Origin of the sequence: Ensifer sp. LC384 (assembly GCF_001695865.1) — a bacterium.
GTDB lineage: Bacteria > Pseudomonadota > Alphaproteobacteria > Rhizobiales > Rhizobiaceae > Ensifer.
Genome location: NZ_MBST01000034.1, coordinates 215,696 through 233,761, shown reverse-complemented (window position 1 = coordinate 233,761; position 18,066 = coordinate 215,696). Strand labels below are relative to the sequence as shown.

Sequence of the window (18,066 nt, the reverse complement as noted above, 5' to 3'; positions counted from 1 at the left end):
GTTCTGCGGGATGGCGATGACAGGCGCATGACAACCCTGCGCCTTTGTTCTGCAGCGTTGCGCTACGCGGTCGCGCGCTCGCGTTTCATCTCGTTGCGCATGATGAAAAGCGAGGCGCCGAGGATCAGGACGGCCCCTAGCCAGAGATAGCCGCTCGGCGCATAACCGAAAACGATCCAGCCGGCCAACACGTTGAGCGGCAGCTTGAGATCGTCGAAAGGCTGCACATAGGCGGCGTCGGCGACGGTATAGGCCAGCGTCAATAGATATTGCGCCACCACCGTCAGCAGCCCCGCCAGCACCAATAGCGCAAGGATGCTGCCGCTTGGCACGGCAAATCCTGTCGACAGCGCCAGCACGCCGTTGATCGGCGTCAGAAGCACAAGCAACCAGACCGTTATCGTCTCCGGACGCTCGATGCCCGTCAGGCTCTTGGTGATCAACGACGACGCCCCCCAGAGCAGTGCCGAGAGGATGGGCAGCAAGGCTGCCCAGGTGAAGCTTTCCGACCAGGGCTGCAGGATGATCGTGGCGCCAGCAAAACCGACTGCCGCCGCAGCCCAGCGCGCAGCACCGACGCGTTCGCCGAGGAAGAGGCGCGCACCGAGAATGATGAAGAACGGCGACGTCATCACTAGCGCGATGGCCTGCCAGATCGGAACCGAAGCCAGCCCCGAAACCCAGGCCCCCACACCCAGCGCCGCAAGGGCAACGCGAACGACGTGACGCCAGGGATAATCGGTGCGCATCGCCGACAAGCCGACCCGAAACAGGAACGGCAGGGAGAAGACGAGCGCGAATTCATATTGCCAGAAGGCGGTCGAAGTGGCGGAAAAGCCGAGCTGCATCGTCATCCATTGCGTGACGACATTCAGCAGAGCGAAGGCGACGCCGGCCAGTATCATCCAGGCGGCACCGGCCATGGCGCGGGAGGTGAAAAGTGCTTGGGTAGTCTCGCTCATGTCCTTCATCCGCAAACAGGGACCAACACAAATCAGGACGCATGAGCGCAGGGCGCGACAACGGACAGCGCTGCCCTTCGCACCAACGATCATTCTCTTTCATCCGGACTATGACCGTCGGCTCCGGAGTTGCACCGGATCTGCTACCTTCCGGCGCAAAACCGCCGGAAGCGCTCGCGGGCTTGGGCTTACTGCATAATTCCTTAAATCGGATCCGATTTAAGGAGAAAATTATGCAGCAACTTTCAAGCGTCACAGCGTCCTTTGCGCGTCATATTTGACGCGCGGCGCTGTAAGCCCTTACCGCCGGTGGGGACTTTCACCCCGCCCTGAGAACAGGCTGAGCCCTAGACCAAAGACCGCCCTGCCGCAAGGCCACCCGAAAAGCAAAAGGGCCCGGCGTGAGCCGAACCCTTCAAGACTTGGACTGCCGGCCTCGTATCCGGCCGTCAAGCAAACTCATCAGCCGTTAACGGCATCCTTCAGGCCCTTGCCGGCCGTGAACTTCGGAACGTTGCGTGCCGGGATGTCAACTTCAGCGCCCGTGGACGGGTTGCGGCCCTTGGAGGCTTCGCGACGCGAAACGGAGAAGTTGCCGAAACCGACGAGGCGAATGTCGCCGCCGTTCTTCAGTTCAGCCTGGATGGTCTCGAAAACTGCATCAACTGCGGAAGATGCGTCGGTCTTGGAAAGTCCGGCCTTCTCAGCAACGGCAGACACGAGCTCATTTTTGTTCATGTTTCCACCCCTTTCAAAATGGTTCGAAACAACTGTGTTTTTAAGCCGCGGCGGCTTGCGCATCGCCCGCGTCTTGCCATTCCCAATTGCGCCTAATCCCTTGGAATGCAAGGCTTGCGGCATGCTTTTACAACAAAAAAGACCGGCCAAAGGCCGGTCTTCCTTGTTTTTCCACCAAATGGGCTGCCGGGGAGCACAATTGCACCCACCCGTGCCTGTCGATCAGTGGGCGATGGAAGCGCCCGCTTCATCCTGCGAATCAACGGCGGCGACTGGTGCCGGCTCATTTGCAGGGTCCCATTCGATCGGCTCCGGGACGCGGACCAGAGCGTGCTCAAGCACTTCACCCATCCGCGAAACGGGGATGATCTCGAGCACGTTCTTCACGTTGTCCGGAATTTCAGCGAGATCCTTGGCGTTCTCCTCAGGGATCAGCACCTTCTTGATGCCGCCGCGAACCGCCGCCAGCAGTTTTTCCTTCAGGCCGCCGATCGGCAGCACGCGGCCGCGAAGGGTGATCTCACCCGTCATCGCCACGTCCTTGGAGATCGGGATGCCGGTCATCACCGACACGATCGCCGTCGCCATGGCAACACCGGCCGACGGGCCATCCTTGGGCGTCGCACCCTCCGGCAGGTGCACGTGGATGTCGCGCTTGTCGAACAGCGGCGGTTCGATGCCGAAGTCGATCGCCCGCGAGCGCACGTAAGACGCCGCCGCCGAAATCGATTCCTTCATCACGTCGCGCAGGTTGCCGGTAACGGTCATCCGGCCCTTGCCGGGCATCATGACGCCTTCGATCGTCAGCAGCTCGCCGCCGACCTCAGTCCAGGCAAGCCCTGTGACCACGCCGACCTGATCGTCGCGTTCGGCTTCGCCGTGACGGTAGCGCGGTACACCCAGGTAATCCGGGATGTTTTCCGCGGTGACTGCTACTGCCTTGGCCTTGCCCTTGATGATCTCGGTTACCGCCTTGCGGGCCAGCTTCATCAGTTCGCGCTCGAAGTTACGAACGCCCGCTTCACGGGTGTAGGTCTGGATGACCGCCATCAGCGCACCGTCGGTGACCGAAAACTCTTTCGGCTGCAGCGCGTGATCGCGGATCGCCTTCGGCAGTAGGTGCCGCTTGGCGATTTCCAGCTTTTCCTCTTCCGTGTAGCCGGCGATGCGGATCACTTCCATGCGGTCCATCAGCGGCGCCGGAATGTTCAGCGTGTTTGCCGTGGTGATGAACATGACGTTGGACAGATCGTATTCGACTTCCAGGTAGTGATCCATGAAGGTCGAGTTCTGTTCCGGATCCAGCACCTCCAGCAGAGCCGAGGACGGGTCGCCACGGAAGTCCTGGCCCATCTTGTCGATCTCGTCGAACAGGAAGAGCGGGTTGGACTTCTTCGCCTTCTTCATCGACTGGACGACCTTGCCGGGCATCGAACCGATGTAGGTGCGGCGGTGACCGCGGATTTCCGCTTCGTCGCGAACGCCGCCCAGCGCCATGCGCACGTATTCGCGGCCGGTCGCCTTGGCGATCGACTTGGCAAGCGACGTCTTGCCGACGCCCGGAGGGCCGACGAGGCACAGGATCGGGCCCTTGATCTTCGTCGAACGCGCCTGGACGGCGAGATACTCAACGATTCGTTCCTTGACCTTGTCGAGGCCGAAATGATCGACGTTGAGCACTTCCTCGGCATGGTTCAGGTCGGTCTTGATCTTGGACTTCTTGCCCCACGGCATGCCAAGCAGCCAATCCAGATAGTTGCGCACGACGGTTGCTTCCGCCGACATCGGGCTCATCTGGCGCAGCTTCTTCAGCTCCGCGTCAGCCTTTTCGCGCGCTTCCTTGGAAAGCTTGGTCTTTGCGATACGCTCTTCGATTTCGGCCATCTCGTCGCGGCCGTCTTCGCCGTCGCCGAGTTCCTTCTGGATCGCCTTCATCTGTTCGTTGAGGTAGTACTCGCGCTGGGTTTTCTCCATCTGGCGCTTGACGCGCGAGCGGATACGCTTTTCCACCTGCAGGACGGAGATCTCGCCTTCCATGAAGCCGAGCGCCTTTTCGAGACGCATCTTCACGCTGGTGGTTTCCAGCATTTCCTGCTTTTCGACGATCTTGATCGACAGATGCGACGCGACGGTGTCGGCGAGCTTCGAATAATCCTCGATCTGGCTCGCGACGCCGACGACTTCCGGAGAAATCTTCTTGTTGAGCTTCACGTAGCTTTCGAACTCGGAGACGACCGAGCGGCTGAGCGCCTCGATCTCGACCGGATCTTCTTCCGGCTCGTCGAGCGCCTGTGCTGTCGCTTCGTAGAATTCCTCGCGCGGCGTGTAGCTGTCAATCTTGGCGCGCGTGCGCCCTTCGACCAACACCTTGACGGTGCCGTCGGGCAACTTCAGCAGCTGCAGAACGTTGGCGATCGTACCCACATGGTAGATCGCGGAGGGTTCCGGATCGTCGTCCGTCGCGTTGATCTGGGTGGCAAGCATGATCTGCTTGTCGGTCCCCATGACTTCTTCCAGCGCACGGATGGACTTTTCACGGCCGACGAAGAGCGGCACGATCATGTGCGGGAAGACTACAATGTCGCGGAGCGGCAAGACCGGATAGGTCGCGCTTTCAGTCGCCGGAGACGTTTTGCTCGTCATGTCATTTCCTTTCCGTCCCGATTTCGGGCCCGTTCCCGGGAGCCACAGCGGCACTCCCGGTTGTCATATTTTCCACATGAAAGTGGAGTGCTAGAGAGTCCTTTTCAAGGCTCGACGCGACATCCACGATCAATGGCCGGGTCCTTCTGACTACGCTTTATTGCTGTTGCGTACCTTGCGACGGAAAACGAGGCTTCAAGGATAGGCAACGGCCGAGGCCCTTTACTGAATCGTCACATCATTGCGTTGTTAAGACACTTTAGCAACAACCGAATTGTTAAATCGCCTGCTGCGGAAGCCATCTCAACAACTAAGTGTAAGGTCATGAAAAAGCCCGCACGAGGCGGGCTTTTCAGATCCGATCTGCGTGCCTCGATCAGGCCGAAACGTTGGTCTTCTCTTCCGAGCGCTCGGAATAGATGTAGAGCGGCCGTGCCGAACCCTTCACGACCTCGTCGGAGATCACGACTTCGCGAACGCCTTCGAGCGTCGGCAGCTCAAACATCGTGTCGAGCAGGATCTTTTCCATGATCGAGCGGAGACCACGGGCGCCGGTCTTGCGCACGATGGCACGACGGGCGATCTCGCGCAGCGCGTCCTCGTGGAAGGTCAGCTCGACGTCTTCCATCTCGAACAGGCGCTGGTACTGCTTGATCAGAGCGTTCTTCGGCTCGGACAGGATCTGGATCAGCGCATCTTCATCGAGGTCTTCGAGCGTCGCCAGAACCGGCAGACGGCCGATGAATTCCGGGATGAGGCCGAACTTGACCAGATCTTCCGGCTCAAGTTCGCGCAGAACCTCGCCGACGCGGCGATCTTCCGGGGAGCGAACCGTTGCACCGAAACCGATCGACGTCTTCTCGCCGCGGGCGGAGATGATCTTGTCGAGGCCGGCGAAGGCGCCGCCGCAGATGAACAGGATGTTGGTGGTATCCACCTGCAGGAATTCCTGCTGCGGATGCTTACGGCCACCCTGAGGCGGCACCGAAGCGACGGTGCCTTCCATGATCTTCAGGAGCGCCTGCTGCACGCCCTCACCCGAAACGTCACGGGTGATCGACGGGTTGTCGGACTTGCGCGAGATCTTGTCGACTTCGTCGATGTAGACGATGCCGCGCTGGGCGCGCTCGACATTGTAGTCGGCAGCCTGGAGCAGCTTCAGGATGATGTTTTCGACGTCTTCACCGACATAGCCGGCTTCCGTCAGGGTCGTCGCATCGGCCATCGTGAAGGGCACGTCGATGATGCGCGCAAGTGTCTGTGCGAGATAGGTCTTGCCGCAACCGGTCGGGCCGACGAGCATGATGTTCGACTTCGCCAGCTCCACATCGCTGCCCTTGGCCGCGTGGGCCAGGCGCTTGTAGTGGTTGTGCACCGCGACCGAAAGAATGCGCTTCGCCTGCTGCTGACCGATGACGTATTCGTCGAGGACCTTGATGATTTCCTGGGGGGTCGGAACACCATCGCGGGACTTGACCATCGAGGTCTTGTTCTCTTCGCGAATGATGTCCATGCAGAGCTCGACGCATTCATCGCAGATGAAAACCGTCGGTCCGGCAATCAGTTTGCGGACTTCGTGCTGGCTCTTGCCGCAAAACGAACAATAAAGCGTATTCTTCGAGTCACCGCCGTTGCTACCGCTGACCTTGCTCATTTCCATTTCCTTCCAGCACGCCGGACACCTTCGGAAAGATATCACGGTCCACTCAATTCGCCCCGCGCAAAGACCTGCGCCGCATTAAGAGGGCTTCCGGGAGTACCCACCGTATCAGGGCATTTTGCCCTAGATTCGGCCGCAACGACTCTCCCACCTAACTCTGAACCCTATGCCTTCACAGCTCAACATAGCATTAAGGGTTCATCTTAGCGGCTTTACCCCCTCGATAAAGCCCTTATCACCATTACAATTGTGTCACAATTGCATCTGTCGTGACACAAAAGCGCGCTATCACGCCTGCTCTGCAGCCTCGGTCGCTTCGCGCGACGTGATGACCTTGTCGATCAGACCCCAGTCGAGCGCTTCGTCGGAACTCATGAAATGGTCGCGATCGAGCGTCTGCTCAACCTCTTCGTAGGTCCGGCCGCAATGCTTGACGTAAACCTCGTTCAGGCGACGCTTCATCTTGAGGATGTCCTTGGCGTGACGCTCGATATCAGAGGCCTGGCCCTGGAAGCCGCCGGACGGCTGGTGCACCATGATGCGCGAATTCGGAGTGGCGAAACGCATGTCCTTGTGACCTGCAGCCAACAGGAGCGAGCCCATCGAAGCGGCCTGGCCGATGCACAGCGTCGAAACCGCCGGCTTGATGAACTGCATGGTGTCGTAGATCGCCATGCCGGCGGAAACGACACCGCCCGGCGAATTGATGTAGAGCGCGATTTCCTTCTTCGGATTCTCCGCTTCAAGGAAAAGAAGCTGGGCGCAGACGAGCGTTGCCATCTGATCTTCAACCGGGCCGGTCAGGAAGATGATGCGCTCTTTCAGAAGGCGCGAAAAGATGTCGTAGGAACGTTCGCCGCGGTTGGTCTGCTCCACAACCATCGGCACCAGCGCCATGGCGGTATCAACTGGATTTCTCATATCGAACCTTCATCAATCGGGCCCGCAAAACCTTTGCGAACCGGGAATCACAGGATTAGCCTTCTGCCCCTACATAGAGTGTCAACACCCTTCACTTCAAGTCGCCAACGTCCGATAACCTTAATCGGCGGCACCCTTCCGGCCGAAGAACAGCGGTCCTCCACCCTTGATTGCTGATAGAACATTTTTTCGCCGCCGCCTTTGCCAACGCCCCGGCTTTTGCGCTTTCCGCACAGCATTCGCCACCGCTGGGTAAACGGACGGTAAACGGGGGCGCGCGCCGCCACTGACGTCAGAGCTGCGATTCGATCGGCAGAATACGGATGATCCTGGCGATGACGCGCCTCAGCAAGCTGGCGTCGGGCTCGCGCCGCAGCAGCCGCTCGGTCCCGTTGGTTCGGTCGCGCCAGACGAGCCGCGCACCCTCAAGGCTCAGCCGGTAGCTGACGGACGGGGCCGTCTCCTCCTCGAACATCGCGGCGAGTTCGCCGGCAAGTGCTGCATCCGCAAACACGACGCCCATTTCGGTGTTCAACGATGCCGATCGTGGGTCGAAGTTCATCGACCCGACGAAGCCGTTCAGGCCATCGACGACAAAGGCCTTGCTGTGCAGGCTCGCATTGCGCCGGCCAAACAGCGACATGCGATGGCTTTCGACGGTATCGCCCTGCTCTTTCAGTTCGAAAAGCTCGACGCCGGCGCGTACGAGGTTTCGACGATACTTCACATAGCCACCGTGAACGGCCGCGACGTCGGTCGCAGCCAGTGAATTGGTCAGCACCGCGACCCTGGCGCCCTTCTTCACCAGAGCTGTCAGTTCGCGCGTCCCGGCCATGCCGGGAATGAAGTAAGGCGAAATGATGCGCAGATCGTTCTTTGCCGCCTGGATCAGCGGGAAGAGTTCGCGCAGCAGCCAGTTCTGCCGCTTCTGCATCAACGCCTTCTCGGGCGGGTCGGACTCAAGGCGAACGTCGTTGATCCAGTACAGTTTTCTCGATCCGCTATAGAACGTTTCTTCGCCCATCGCGTCAGCCACTCGCTCCAGATAGAAACGGGCGGCAGGCGTGCGCGCATGGGCGTCGAGTGCCTCCCTCAGCGCCGGCAGATATTGCTTGCGGGGGGTGCGCAGCTTGGCGATCGGCAGCACGGACGTGCTGTTCCAATAACGATCGAACATTGCCGTCGCCTGATCGACCACCGGCCCGATCATCCAGACATCGAGGTCACGAAAGTTCGAAAGCTCCGCGGCGTCGAAATAGGCATCGCCGATATTGCGCCCACCGGCGATGGCCAGGCGCGCATCGGAAACCCACAGTTTATTGTGCATGCGGCGCGTGGCGCTGAAGGCGCGGATAGCCATCTCGAAACCGCGGCGGATACGATCGGTGCGGGCACGACTTGGATTGAAGAGCCTGACCTCAATGTTCGCATGGGCATCGAGCGCGATACACATCCGGTCGTGGATGCCGGCATTGATATCGTCGAGCAGCAGGCGCACGTGGACGCCGCGGTCCGCTGCCGACAGGATTTCGCGCGTGAGCAAGAGACCGGTCAGGTCATCTTTCCAGTAATAGTACTGCAGGTCGAGGCTGCGGCCGGCCCTGCGGGCCGCATGCGCCCTGACGACGAAAGCTTCGATGTTGTCAGAGATCAGCGATATGCCATTCTTTCCGGAGCGGGTGCGCAGCAGAGGACCTACGGCCCGATCGAGTTCGGTATCGGCGTCGGCGACAGGGAGTGCGGCTGACGGGTCTCCGTGGGGACGCCGACCGAAGCGACCATAGACATAGAAGATCGCTGCGCCGAACGCACCGCCGATGGCGACAACGGCAACAATGACAAAGGACAACATCACCTGCCCGCCAGAAAGTGTCTCAGGCCGATCCGGCCCGGCTCACTTCAATCCGTTCCTTGTTATGGCCTTCCCGCTTGCCAACCTTCAGATCGATCGATGCCTTGACCGGCAAATGATCGGAAGCGACGCGGGCCAAAGGGGAATCGTGCACGGCCACCGACGTGACCAGGCTGTGCGGATTGCCGAGAACGCGGTCGAGCGGCAACAGCGGAAAGCGGGAGGGAAAGCTCGCGACGGTCGCATGCGACGGATCGAAGATCGGGCTGAGGAAGGACAGGGACGATCGTTTGCCCATGCGCCATTCGTTGAGATCGCCGATTAGCAAAGTCGGCCTTCCGCCCGCGTCGGATGCCGCCTCGATGATCGCCTCGGCCTGCTGGGCGCGGGAATGGCGCAGCAGCCCCAGATGGGCCGCGATTACCCGCAACGGCCCCATCTTGAGGTCCAGATCGACAACAAGCGCGCCGCGCGGCTCGACGCCCGGCAGCCTCAGTTGCTGGACATCAGAAACGGCCCCCTCGCGCAGAAGGAGAACATTGCCGTGCCAGCCATGGCCCTTGGTGGAGAAGCCCGAGATCGGGACGGATACGAGATGCGCTTCACGCCGCAGGTGTTCCAGGTCAAGGAGCCCTGCCCGCTCGCCGAACCGCTGGTCGGCCTCCTGAAGGGCGACGATATCGGCGCCGAGCTCGCCGATCACCTGGGCTGTACGGCCTGGATCGAAGCGGCCATCGGTGCCGACGCATTTGTGGATGTTGTAGGAAGCGATGACGATATCGCCGCGGCTGACCGCCGCCTCCCGGCTGACGACTGTGGGTCGGCGCTTGCGGATTGCCGCCACGATGCCCGCCGATAGACTGCTCTGGTTTTTTGCCATGCCGCTCCCTGCTTGCTGCCGCATCATGCGCAAATAGGTCGCCGGACGCCACTGAAAAAGGTTTCGGACAGAAAGTTGTTCCGCTTGAAATGACGGGAGCGGCATTTCTTGAGGCTCGACACGGGCACTTTTGCGCTCGGGCTTCGTGTGGCCAGCGCCGCTCCAAGACGAGCCAACCGCCGCGAATTTCCAACTGTTTCAGGCTAGCACGCGATGGCGGGATCAAGGACGATGAAGTTCCGTGCACCCCACGGCTCGGTGCGCAAGGGGTCAGGACATTGACTCGCGGAGAGCCATGTTGTCAACGCGCTGACACGCAAGCAGAACGCCTGTTGCGACAACCGGATGGCCGGGCTGTTGATCGGCCAGCCCCGCACGACTTGCGCCCTTGCGGGCGGAAGCCCGACGCCCTTAGAAATAGCTGTCTTAACCGCTTTGCGAAGAGCCAGCACCATGCCGCCCAAGCCCGCCATCACCATCGACAGTGCCGAGCGGCGCGTTTCGATCGACGCGCACAACCCGGATTTCTATCGTTCGCCATCGTCGGCCTACGCAGAGATTCACGCTCACTGCCCGGCATTTTACTGGAGCGAGCGCGAGCAATGGTATTTTGCGGGCTATGATCAGGTGAATGCGTTGCTGCGCGACCGGCGTTTTGGCCGGCAGATCCTGCACGTGGCGACCCGCGAAGAACTCGGCATGCCGGCACCGAAGCCGCATCTGAAGGATTTTGACGCACTCGAGGAGCATTCGCTGCTGGAGCTCGAACCGCCGGCCCACACCAGGCTTCGCACCCTCGTCAACCGCGCCTTCGTCTCAAGGCAGATCGAACAGTTGCGGCCGGACATCGAACGTCTGTCGCACACAGTGATCGACGGTTTCGAGCGCAATGGTGAAGTCGAATTGCTGAAAACCTATGCCGAAACGATCCCAGTCACCATCATCGCCCGCATGCTCGGCATTCCCGTCGAAGCCGCGCCGGACCTTCTCGACTGGTCGCATCGCATGGTGCGAATGTACGTCTTCAATCCAAGCCACGAGACCGAACTCGACGCCAACCAGGCATCCGTCGACTTCGCCGACTACCTGAAGACGATCATCGCCGAGAAGCGCCTTAGGCCGGCTGACGATCTGCTGACGCACATGATCACGTCGGAGAAGGACGGAGAGCGATTGTCAGAGGCAGAGCTTGCCTCCACGGCCGCCCTGCTTCTCAACGCCGGCCACGAGGCGACCGTGCATCAGATCGGCAATGCGGTGCGAACGATCCTGCAGTCGGGCCACGCGCCTGGAGATCTGTTCGCAACCGAGGCGACGACCGAGCTTGCGATCGAGGAATGTCTGAGATTTGCGGCACCGCTGCATATCTTTCAGCGGTACGCGCTGTCGGATATAGAGCTCGAGGAAGGGATCACGCTTCGCAAGGGCGACAAGATCGGCTTGCTCCTTGGCGCTGCCAATGTCGATCCCCGAAAGTTCAGCGACCCTTACCGCTTCAAGCCCGCGCGCGACGAAGGCGCCAACGTCTCGTTCGGTGCTGGCCTGCACTTCTGCATCGGAGCGCCGCTCGCCCGGCTCGAACTCAAGCTGTCGCTGCCGATCCTGTTTCAGCGCCTGCCCGGCATGCGGCTGAAACAACAGCCGGAGGTCAAGGACAGTTTCCATTTCCATGGACTGGAGCGGCTAGACCTCGTTTGGTGACGGCGCGCTCTGCCCGGTTTGCGCAAAGCAAAACGGCTTCGACGCCACCGCCGAAGCCGCTTGATCCCAGTTGTGGAGGAGCGCGCGCCTGAGCCTCAGACGGCGGCCGCCGCCCGTTCGATACCGTAGCGAGCCGCCGGTCTGTCATGCGAAAGATTGGGCGCCAGCACGAGGCGCGCCGTGGTGAAGGCTTCCCAGTCGGCAGCGTCGGGCAGTGATGGGATGGTGACCAGTTCTCCCCCGTCGAAACCGGCAAGCGCGGCGTCGACGAGATCGGTGGCGTCCATCACCATCGACGGATCGAGCCGGTCGATCGAGCCGCCGGCCCGATCGAAGATTTCGGTGCGGGTCAGCCCGGGCAGCACCGCCTGGACCTTGACGCCCTTGCCCGCCGCTTCCGCGTTGATCGACTGGGTCAGGTTGAGCACGAACGCCTTGGTGGCGTTGTATGTGCCGTGGAACCGCTCGGGCACCAGCGCCACGACAGAGGCGATGTTGATGATCGATCCCTTACCGCGGGCTGCGAATGTCTGGGCGGCGGCGATCGCCAGCCGGTTCACCGCGACGACGTTAAGATCGATCATGGCTTCGAGGTAATCCAGGTCATCGGCGAGCAGCGGCCCCTTCGGGCCGATCCCGGCATTGTTGACGAGGAGTTCAATCGCCGCGTCTTCACGCAGGCGCTTCTCAACGCTCCTAACGTCATCCCGCAGCGTCAAGTCCGCCTTCAGCACATCGACGGCGACGTCATATTGCGCCGACAGCTTGGCAGCGAGGTCGGAAAGACGCTTTTCGTCGCGCGCCACTAGAACCAGGTCATGGCCGCGTTGCGCCAACCGGTCCGCATAGGTCGCGCCGATGCCCGAAGAAGCGCCCGTCACCAGCGCCTTACCCTTTTTCTCCACTGCACTCATTGTCGGTTTCCTTGTTCCGATTTCAATTTAGTGGTATATGCCACTAAATATACAGCAAACTGGACGCTGCGCAAGAGTGGCGCTACCAAAGTCGAAAACGGGTGCCGCAGCCCGACGGAGGAAACGATGGACGACACACCGAAGGGCATCTGGGACTTCTGCACCAACAGCGCGCTGAAACGCGCCTCGCGCCAATTGGGACAGCTCTATGAGGATGTGCTCGCGCCGAGCGGATTGCGCGGAACGCAGTACTCATTGCTGAGTCAGATCGCCCACAGCAAAAATGCGTCGCTGCGTACACTCGCGGATCTGCTGGTTATGGATCTATCGGCACTGGGCCACACGCTGAAACCGCTGATCCGCGACGGTTACGTCGAGCTCGTGCCCGACGCGTCTGACCGGCGGGTGAAGCGCGTTCAGCTGACGCCGTTCGGCGTCAAGAAACAGCAGGAGACGACGGATCTTTGGCGCAAGGCGCAGGCGCGCTTCGAAAATGCCCTCGGCAAACAGGAAGCCGAAGCGCTGCGGCGGGCGCTGAACGGGATCTCGGAAGCCGCGTTCGCCGAAGCGTTCACACGGGCGCCGGACGGCAGCGAGCCGGGCGCAACCGGATAACGGGTCGATCAGAGACGGATGACGTAATCCTTGCGGGTTGTTTCGATGACCTCCCACGTTCCCTTGAAGCCGGGCCTGATGACCATGCTGTCGCCGGCGCGCAGATGCACCGCTGCGCCGCCGTCTTCAGTGACGACCGAGTAGCCGGACAGAATATGGAAGTACTCCCATTCGTCATAGACGATCCGCCATTTGCCCGGCGTGGATTCCCAGACGCCGGCATAAAGCCCGCCATCGGCCTCCTCGACGTTCCAGGTGCGGAACCGGGGCGTGCCCGCGATCAGCCGATCGACCGCGGGTTCGCCGAGTTCGGGCTCGAACGCCGACAGGTCGAATTTCTGCATCTTCACCATAGGTCACAGCTCCGAAGGGGACGGGATTAAGTACCCATCATTTGGATGTCCTAACTACGTGTATTACTTTGGCAGGCCAAGTTGGCACCGACCCGTTTTCGGCGGCCTGGACCTTCTGATCGAGGATCGCTTTCCCAGATGAACACGGTCGCGACACGGCAGACAATGTGATAGCTTGATAAACCTCTTCGTCCGTCATCACATTCCGGTTCGGCTTGAATTGATGGAGCGTCGCTTCTGGCGGCTTCCGAAAGGCGATCTTCTCCATCTCTCAGTAAACTACGGTATTTTACTCTGGCTGCGCCGATACCGGTACTATCCTCGGGGCGGTCGTTTTCGCAAGGGAGTGGAGACATGAGCGAAATAAAACAGCCAGGCCCCAACACCCCGGTTCCAAGTGCTGCAGATTTGCGAAAAGCCCTGTTAGAAAAGCAATTGGCCTCGATGGATCGTGAAGACGCGATCAGGTCGCGGCAGCGGGAGGAGCGCGCCAAGTTCGCCGATGAATTCTTCAAGTCGCACGTCAGCGACGAAGAGCGGGCAATTATCCGCAAGGTCGTGATGAGAGCGGTTTCCGACGGGAAGATGGAGGCGCTTGTATACAGTTTCCCATCGGATTTCTGCACAGATAGCGGGCGCGCGATCAACAACAGCCAACCGGATTGGCCCGAGACGCTGCAAGGCAAGGCCAAGGAGCTTTACGACCGCTTCAAACTGGTGGCGCAGCCACAGGGCTACCGACTGAAAGCGATGGTTATCAGTTTTCCCGGCGGCGTACCGGGTGATATCGGCTTCATCCTGAACTGGGAGCAGCCGATCGCCTAGCGCAACGCACAGTGATGGCAGCTGCAGCGCGCAGTCCGACCATCAGCGCTGCGGTCGATTTCTGTTCGTGCATGAAAAGCCGCTGGGAGCGCGAGCATGGACGAGAACCGAACTCGCAATGACGAGGGCATCGATACTGCGAAAGGTACACTCCCAGCGATCGAGACGCGGATCACCGATTTTGTCAGGCTGGGCATCGTTGGGTTGTTTGCCTATTGGTCGCTCACGCTCGTAGCGCCGTTTGCCATTATAGCAATCTGGGCCGCCATTCTAACTGTCGCACTCTATCCCGCCTATGCGCGGCTCCGTCTCATGTTGGGCGGTCGCGGCCGGCTTGCAGCGCTCACTATTACCCTGTTCAATCTCGGCATAATCATCGGCCCGTTGGCCGCCATTATCTTCGGCTCGGCGGAAGCGGCACAGGCGCTTTTCACGAAGTTCAAAGACGGCGGCATCGCCGTCCCGCTTCCTGCCGAAAGCGTGCGCCACTGGCCGCTGGTTGGCGAACGTCTCTACGCAAACTGGGTGCTTGCCTCCAGCAACCTCGACGCCCTGATCAAACAACTCGAGCCGTCCCTTCTGCATGTCGGCAGTTCTGCGGTCGGCATCATTGCCAGCATAGGTGTCGGGCTGCTGGGCTTCGTGGCGTCGGTGATCGTAGCCGGTTTTCTGTTTAGGCCTGGGCCCCGCATCGCCAATGTTATCATGACGTTTGCAGACCGGATCGCCGGCCAAAGGGGTCTCGGCTTCATCAAGATGACAACCTCGACAATCCGAAACGTGGCGAGAGGCGTCATCGGCGTTGCTCTAATTCAAACATTTCTCTGCGCAATCGTGCTTCACATATTCGCCGTGCCGTTGCCCGGCCTGATCGCCTTTGCAGTCCTCATCCTCTGTATCGTTCAAATCGGTCCGGCGCCCGTATTGCTGCCGCTGGCGATTTGGGGTTGGTCTACGCTTGACGTGGGCACCGCGCTCGCGTTTACGCTTTTGCTCGTCCCCATCGGATTGATCGACAACATCATGAAGCCAATTCTGGTCGCCCGTGGTCTCTCGACACCGATGCTCGTTATCCTCATCGGCGTGCTTGGCGGCACACTGTCATATGGCCTCATAGGCCTGTTCCTGGGCCCGATCGTACTGAGTGTCTTCTACGATCTGCTACTCGTCTGGTTGCGAGCCGGAAGCGAGACGCAGCAACAAGGGCCCACGGCCTGATCCCGCGCGCTCCTTCAGAGGTGGCGCGGACGGGAAGTCCCACCCCCCAAGGGCTCACTGGCGCGTGTCAAATACGTCGGGGACGTAATTGCGTGGCGTCGTGTCGTCGACCCATCCGTCAGGTCTTTTCTGCCGTTTCCCCAGATCGGGTTTCTGGAATTTGACCTTCTCGTAGGGAATCGACTTCAGAATATGGGTGATGCAGTTGATCCGCGCGCTCTTCTTGTTGTCCGACGGAACCATCCACCAGGGCGCGTGCTGGCTATCCGTCATTCGGATCATGTCATCGTATGCCCGCGTGTAGTCCCACCACCGCTGATAGGATTCAACATCCATCGGGCTCAGTTTCCATTGACGCAACGGGTCTTCAATCCGGCGGCGAAAACGACGCTCCTGCTCGTCCTCGCTAACGGTCAGAAAATACTTGAGTAAGGTCACGCCACTTTCGACAATCGCGGCCTCGAAACGCGAGGCGAGCTCGAGGAACCGGCGCGCTTGCTTGTCGGTGCAAAACCCCATGACGCGCTCGACGCCCGGCCTGTTGTACCAGCTGCGATCCAGGATGAGGACTTCACCCGCAGCCGGCAGCAGTGTGATATAGCGCTGGATGTATATCTGGGTCTTCTCGCGATCTGTCGGGGCCGGCAATGCGACGACGCGAAAGACGCGGGGACTGAGGCGCTCGGTGAGACGCCTGATGACGCCACCCTTGCCGGCCGCATCGCGTCCCTCGAAGATGATCACCACCCGCGCGCCCGACTTTTTTACCCAGGCTTGCAGATGCGCGAGCTCGACCTGCAGCCGCTGCATTTCCTTTTCATAGCGCGCCGTATTCTGTTTCTTGCTTTCACCATTTTGGTTCATCGCCTTATCGGCCTTCTTATCCATTTTCATTCCTCCTGATGCTGGCCCCGCACGCCTGCCGCGGCGGTCGCCTCCTGTGGGAAATTCTTCGGATCAAATGCCTGGAAAGCGCGAAAAGCGTCGTCGAGATCAGCGAACACAAATGCCTCGCCGATCTGTTGCAGCACGCCGGCTCGTTCCAGCAATTCCTTGACTTCGGCGTGGAGTTCTGCAAGCGCCAGCGTCGTGCCGCGTTTGGCGAGATCATCGCGAACCCCGGCCAGCATCACGGCGGCAGTGCTATCGATCTGAACGATTGCGCTGGCGTCGAGGACAAGCCAACGGGTGTCCGCAGGCAGTTCCTCAAAAATTGTCCGGATGCGTGATTGCACGTAGTCGGCATTGAAAAAGAGAAGGCTGCCTTGGATAAGGCAGACCGCGAAGCCCGGCACGGGGCGCGCGTCGGGCGTGCGATGAAGCTTGTAGAATCCATCGCGCCCGGCAAGCCGGCCAAGCAGCGCATCGCGCGGAAACATCATCTTCAGCAGGAGGTAGATGAGGGTCGCGGCGATCGCGATGACAACCCCGTTCAGAACGCCGAGGCTGATTGCACCCCACATGGTGACAAGTGCGAATGCGAATTCCACACGACTTACGCGCCAGATTTGTCGAAGTTCTCCGACATCGATGAGACTGATGGCCGCTGCCGCCAGAATTGCGCCGAGGGTTGGCGTTGGCAATATGTTCAGGGCGCCGCCCAGATAAAGCAGGGTGATCACGAGTGCGGCGGCCGACACCAGGCCGGCCAGTTGTGACTTGCCGCCCGCCGACAAATTGATGGCGGTCCTGGAGTCGGACATGCTGACCGGGAATGCGCCGAACGCTCCCGCCGCTACGTTGGCAGCACCGATGCCCACAAGTTCCTTGTCTGCGTCCACGTGTTCGCCGGTTCGTGTTGCAAAGCTGCGCGCCGCCACGATGCCTGATCCGAAACTGACAAGGAAAATCGCCCCGGCACCGAGCAGCACCTTGTCCAAGGGAAAGGCCCAAATCGGAGGCAGTGAAAGGCTGGGGATGGAAGAGGGTATATCGCCGACCACCGCAACCCCCATCCCCTTAAGGTCGAGCACAGCCGACAATGCCACCGAAATGACAATTGCGATGACAGGACCTGGGACAGGAAGTCGTAGCGCCGTCGCAGTCTGCAAAAGCACGAACATCGAGCCTGCGAGTATCAGTGACGGCCAATGGATGTCACCGCTCTTTTGCAGAAGCTCGAAGAGCGGCGCGAAAAGCCCGTTCGCCTCGATGGAGAGGCCGGTAAAGCGGCCGATCTGACCGACAAGTATAGAAAGGGAAATCCCGGCGAAGAAGCCGACCAGAATGGGTCGGGAAAGAAATGTCGCCAGCACGCCGAGATGCAAGAGACGCGCGGCAATACAAAATCCGCCAACGGCCACGGCCAACACGGCCGCGATGGCGACACGGTCGTGCGAGGCAGCCGCCGGCATTGCCGCAATGATCGACGCAATCGCCGCCGCGAGCACCGTCATGCTGGCAGCATCCGGTCCGACGATCATTCGATGCGACGGACCAAAGACAGCATAAGCGGCCGGGGCCGCAATACTGGCATAGAGCCCAACCTCGGGAGGAAGACCGGCAATCGCCGGATAGGCAATGGCACTTGGCAGCCCGACCGCCGCTATCGCCAACCCTGCCGAGATATCGTTAGGAAGCCACGCGGCGCGAAAACCACCAAAACCGGAGAAGACCGGCAGGTGAAAGCGATCACTCATTGCGCACTCCCTAACCGGTCAAACGACTTCTGTTCGGTCTTTTGCGCACTCCCCTCCACGCGCCCGTGCACGTTCCTGGCCAAGGAGGTCTCTCCGGTCGATGAAGTCGGCAACACTTTGGGAAGCGTCGTGTCGAACCTTCGCC

General features: G+C 60.4%; 15 protein-coding genes and 1 riboswitch. Of the genes, 4 read left to right on the top strand and 11 right to left on the bottom strand.

From position 1 onward, the window contains the following. Positions 1-62 precede the first annotated feature (62 nt). From BC363_RS23115 to BC363_RS23085, 7 genes are all read right to left on the bottom strand, one after another. Positions 63-962: a DMT family transporter gene (locus tag BC363_RS23115; protein ID WP_065787146.1), complete on the bottom strand. Its 900-nt coding sequence runs from the start codon at positions 960-962 to the stop codon at positions 63-65. Between the two features lie 87 nt (positions 963-1,049). Beyond that, a riboswitch (FMN riboswitch) is annotated at positions 1,050-1,303 on the bottom strand. Positions 1,304-1,424: 121 nt separating this feature from the next. Next, a complete protein-coding gene (gene hupB / locus BC363_RS23110) occupies positions 1,425-1,700 on the bottom strand; it encodes a DNA-binding protein HupB (RefSeq protein WP_034803616.1) in 276 nt (91 codons plus the stop codon). Between the two features lie 222 nt (positions 1,701-1,922). Continuing rightward, the gene (gene lon, locus BC363_RS23105) at positions 1,923-4,343 is read right to left on the bottom strand and encodes an endopeptidase La (RefSeq protein ID WP_065787147.1); all 2,421 of its coding nucleotides are present in this window, start codon (positions 4,341-4,343) and stop codon (positions 1,923-1,925) included. A gap of 376 nt (positions 4,344-4,719) precedes the next feature. Then, on the bottom strand, positions 4,720-5,997 hold the full coding sequence (gene clpX / locus BC363_RS23100; protein ID WP_065787148.1) for an ATP-dependent Clp protease ATP-binding subunit ClpX: 1,278 nt from the start codon (positions 5,995-5,997) through the stop codon (positions 4,720-4,722). A gap of 294 nt (positions 5,998-6,291) precedes the next feature. Then, positions 6,292-6,924, bottom strand: coding sequence for an ATP-dependent Clp endopeptidase proteolytic subunit ClpP (gene clpP, locus BC363_RS23095; protein WP_065787149.1), 633 nt, complete (start codon positions 6,922-6,924; stop codon positions 6,292-6,294). 292 nt (positions 6,925-7,216) lie between these two features. Then, positions 7,217-8,776, bottom strand: a complete 1,560-nt coding sequence (locus tag BC363_RS23090) for a phospholipase D family protein (protein ID WP_065787150.1) — start codon at positions 8,774-8,776, stop codon at positions 7,217-7,219. A 22-nt stretch (positions 8,777-8,798) separates the two neighbouring features. Next, the gene (locus BC363_RS23085) at positions 8,799-9,656 is read right to left on the bottom strand and encodes an endonuclease/exonuclease/phosphatase family protein (protein WP_065787151.1); all 858 of its coding nucleotides are present in this window, start codon (positions 9,654-9,656) and stop codon (positions 8,799-8,801) included. A gap of 453 nt (positions 9,657-10,109) precedes the next feature. On the opposite strand from BC363_RS23085, the gene BC363_RS23080 reads away from it, so the two are divergent. Then, the gene (locus BC363_RS23080) at positions 10,110-11,357 is read left to right on the top strand and encodes a cytochrome P450 (RefSeq protein ID WP_065787152.1); all 1,248 of its coding nucleotides are present in this window, start codon (positions 10,110-10,112) and stop codon (positions 11,355-11,357) included. A gap of 95 nt (positions 11,358-11,452) precedes the next feature. Here the strand turns inward: BC363_RS23080 and BC363_RS23075 are convergent, their stop codons facing one another. Further along, positions 11,453-12,271, bottom strand: coding sequence for an SDR family oxidoreductase (locus BC363_RS23075; RefSeq protein WP_065787153.1), 819 nt, complete (start codon positions 12,269-12,271; stop codon positions 11,453-11,455). A 126-nt stretch (positions 12,272-12,397) separates the two neighbouring features. Between BC363_RS23075 and BC363_RS23070 the strand changes: the two genes are divergently transcribed. Next, positions 12,398-12,886 (top strand): MarR family winged helix-turn-helix transcriptional regulator, encoded by a 489-nt coding sequence (locus tag BC363_RS23070; protein WP_065787154.1) that lies wholly within the window; start codon positions 12,398-12,400, stop codon positions 12,884-12,886. Between the two features lie 8 nt (positions 12,887-12,894). Here BC363_RS23070 and BC363_RS23065 read toward each other — a convergent pair whose 3' ends face one another. Continuing rightward, on the bottom strand, positions 12,895-13,239 hold the full coding sequence (locus tag BC363_RS23065) for a cupin domain-containing protein (RefSeq protein ID WP_065787155.1): 345 nt from the start codon (positions 13,237-13,239) through the stop codon (positions 12,895-12,897). A gap of 354 nt (positions 13,240-13,593) precedes the next feature. Here BC363_RS23065 and BC363_RS23060 point away from each other — a divergent pair, with 354 nt between their 5' ends. After that, positions 13,594-14,064 carry a hypothetical protein gene (locus BC363_RS23060; protein ID WP_065787156.1) on the top strand — a complete coding sequence of 157 codons (471 nt, stop codon included), beginning with the start codon at positions 13,594-13,596 and terminating at the stop codon, positions 14,062-14,064. 96 nt (positions 14,065-14,160) lie between these two features. Further along, positions 14,161-15,282, top strand: a complete 1,122-nt coding sequence (locus BC363_RS23055; protein WP_065787157.1) for an AI-2E family transporter — start codon at positions 14,161-14,163, stop codon at positions 15,280-15,282. A gap of 54 nt (positions 15,283-15,336) precedes the next feature. On the opposite strand, the gene ppk2 is transcribed toward BC363_RS23055, so the two are convergent. Both ppk2 and BC363_RS23045 read right to left on the bottom strand, forming a co-directional pair. Beyond that, positions 15,337-16,146: a polyphosphate kinase 2 gene (gene ppk2, locus BC363_RS23050; RefSeq protein ID WP_244519936.1), complete on the bottom strand. Its 810-nt coding sequence runs from the start codon at positions 16,144-16,146 to the stop codon at positions 15,337-15,339. A 26-nt stretch (positions 16,147-16,172) separates the two neighbouring features. Beyond that, positions 16,173-17,921 (bottom strand): SulP family inorganic anion transporter, encoded by a 1,749-nt coding sequence (locus BC363_RS23045; protein WP_065787159.1) that lies wholly within the window; start codon positions 17,919-17,921, stop codon positions 16,173-16,175. Positions 17,922-18,066 lie beyond the last annotated feature (145 nt).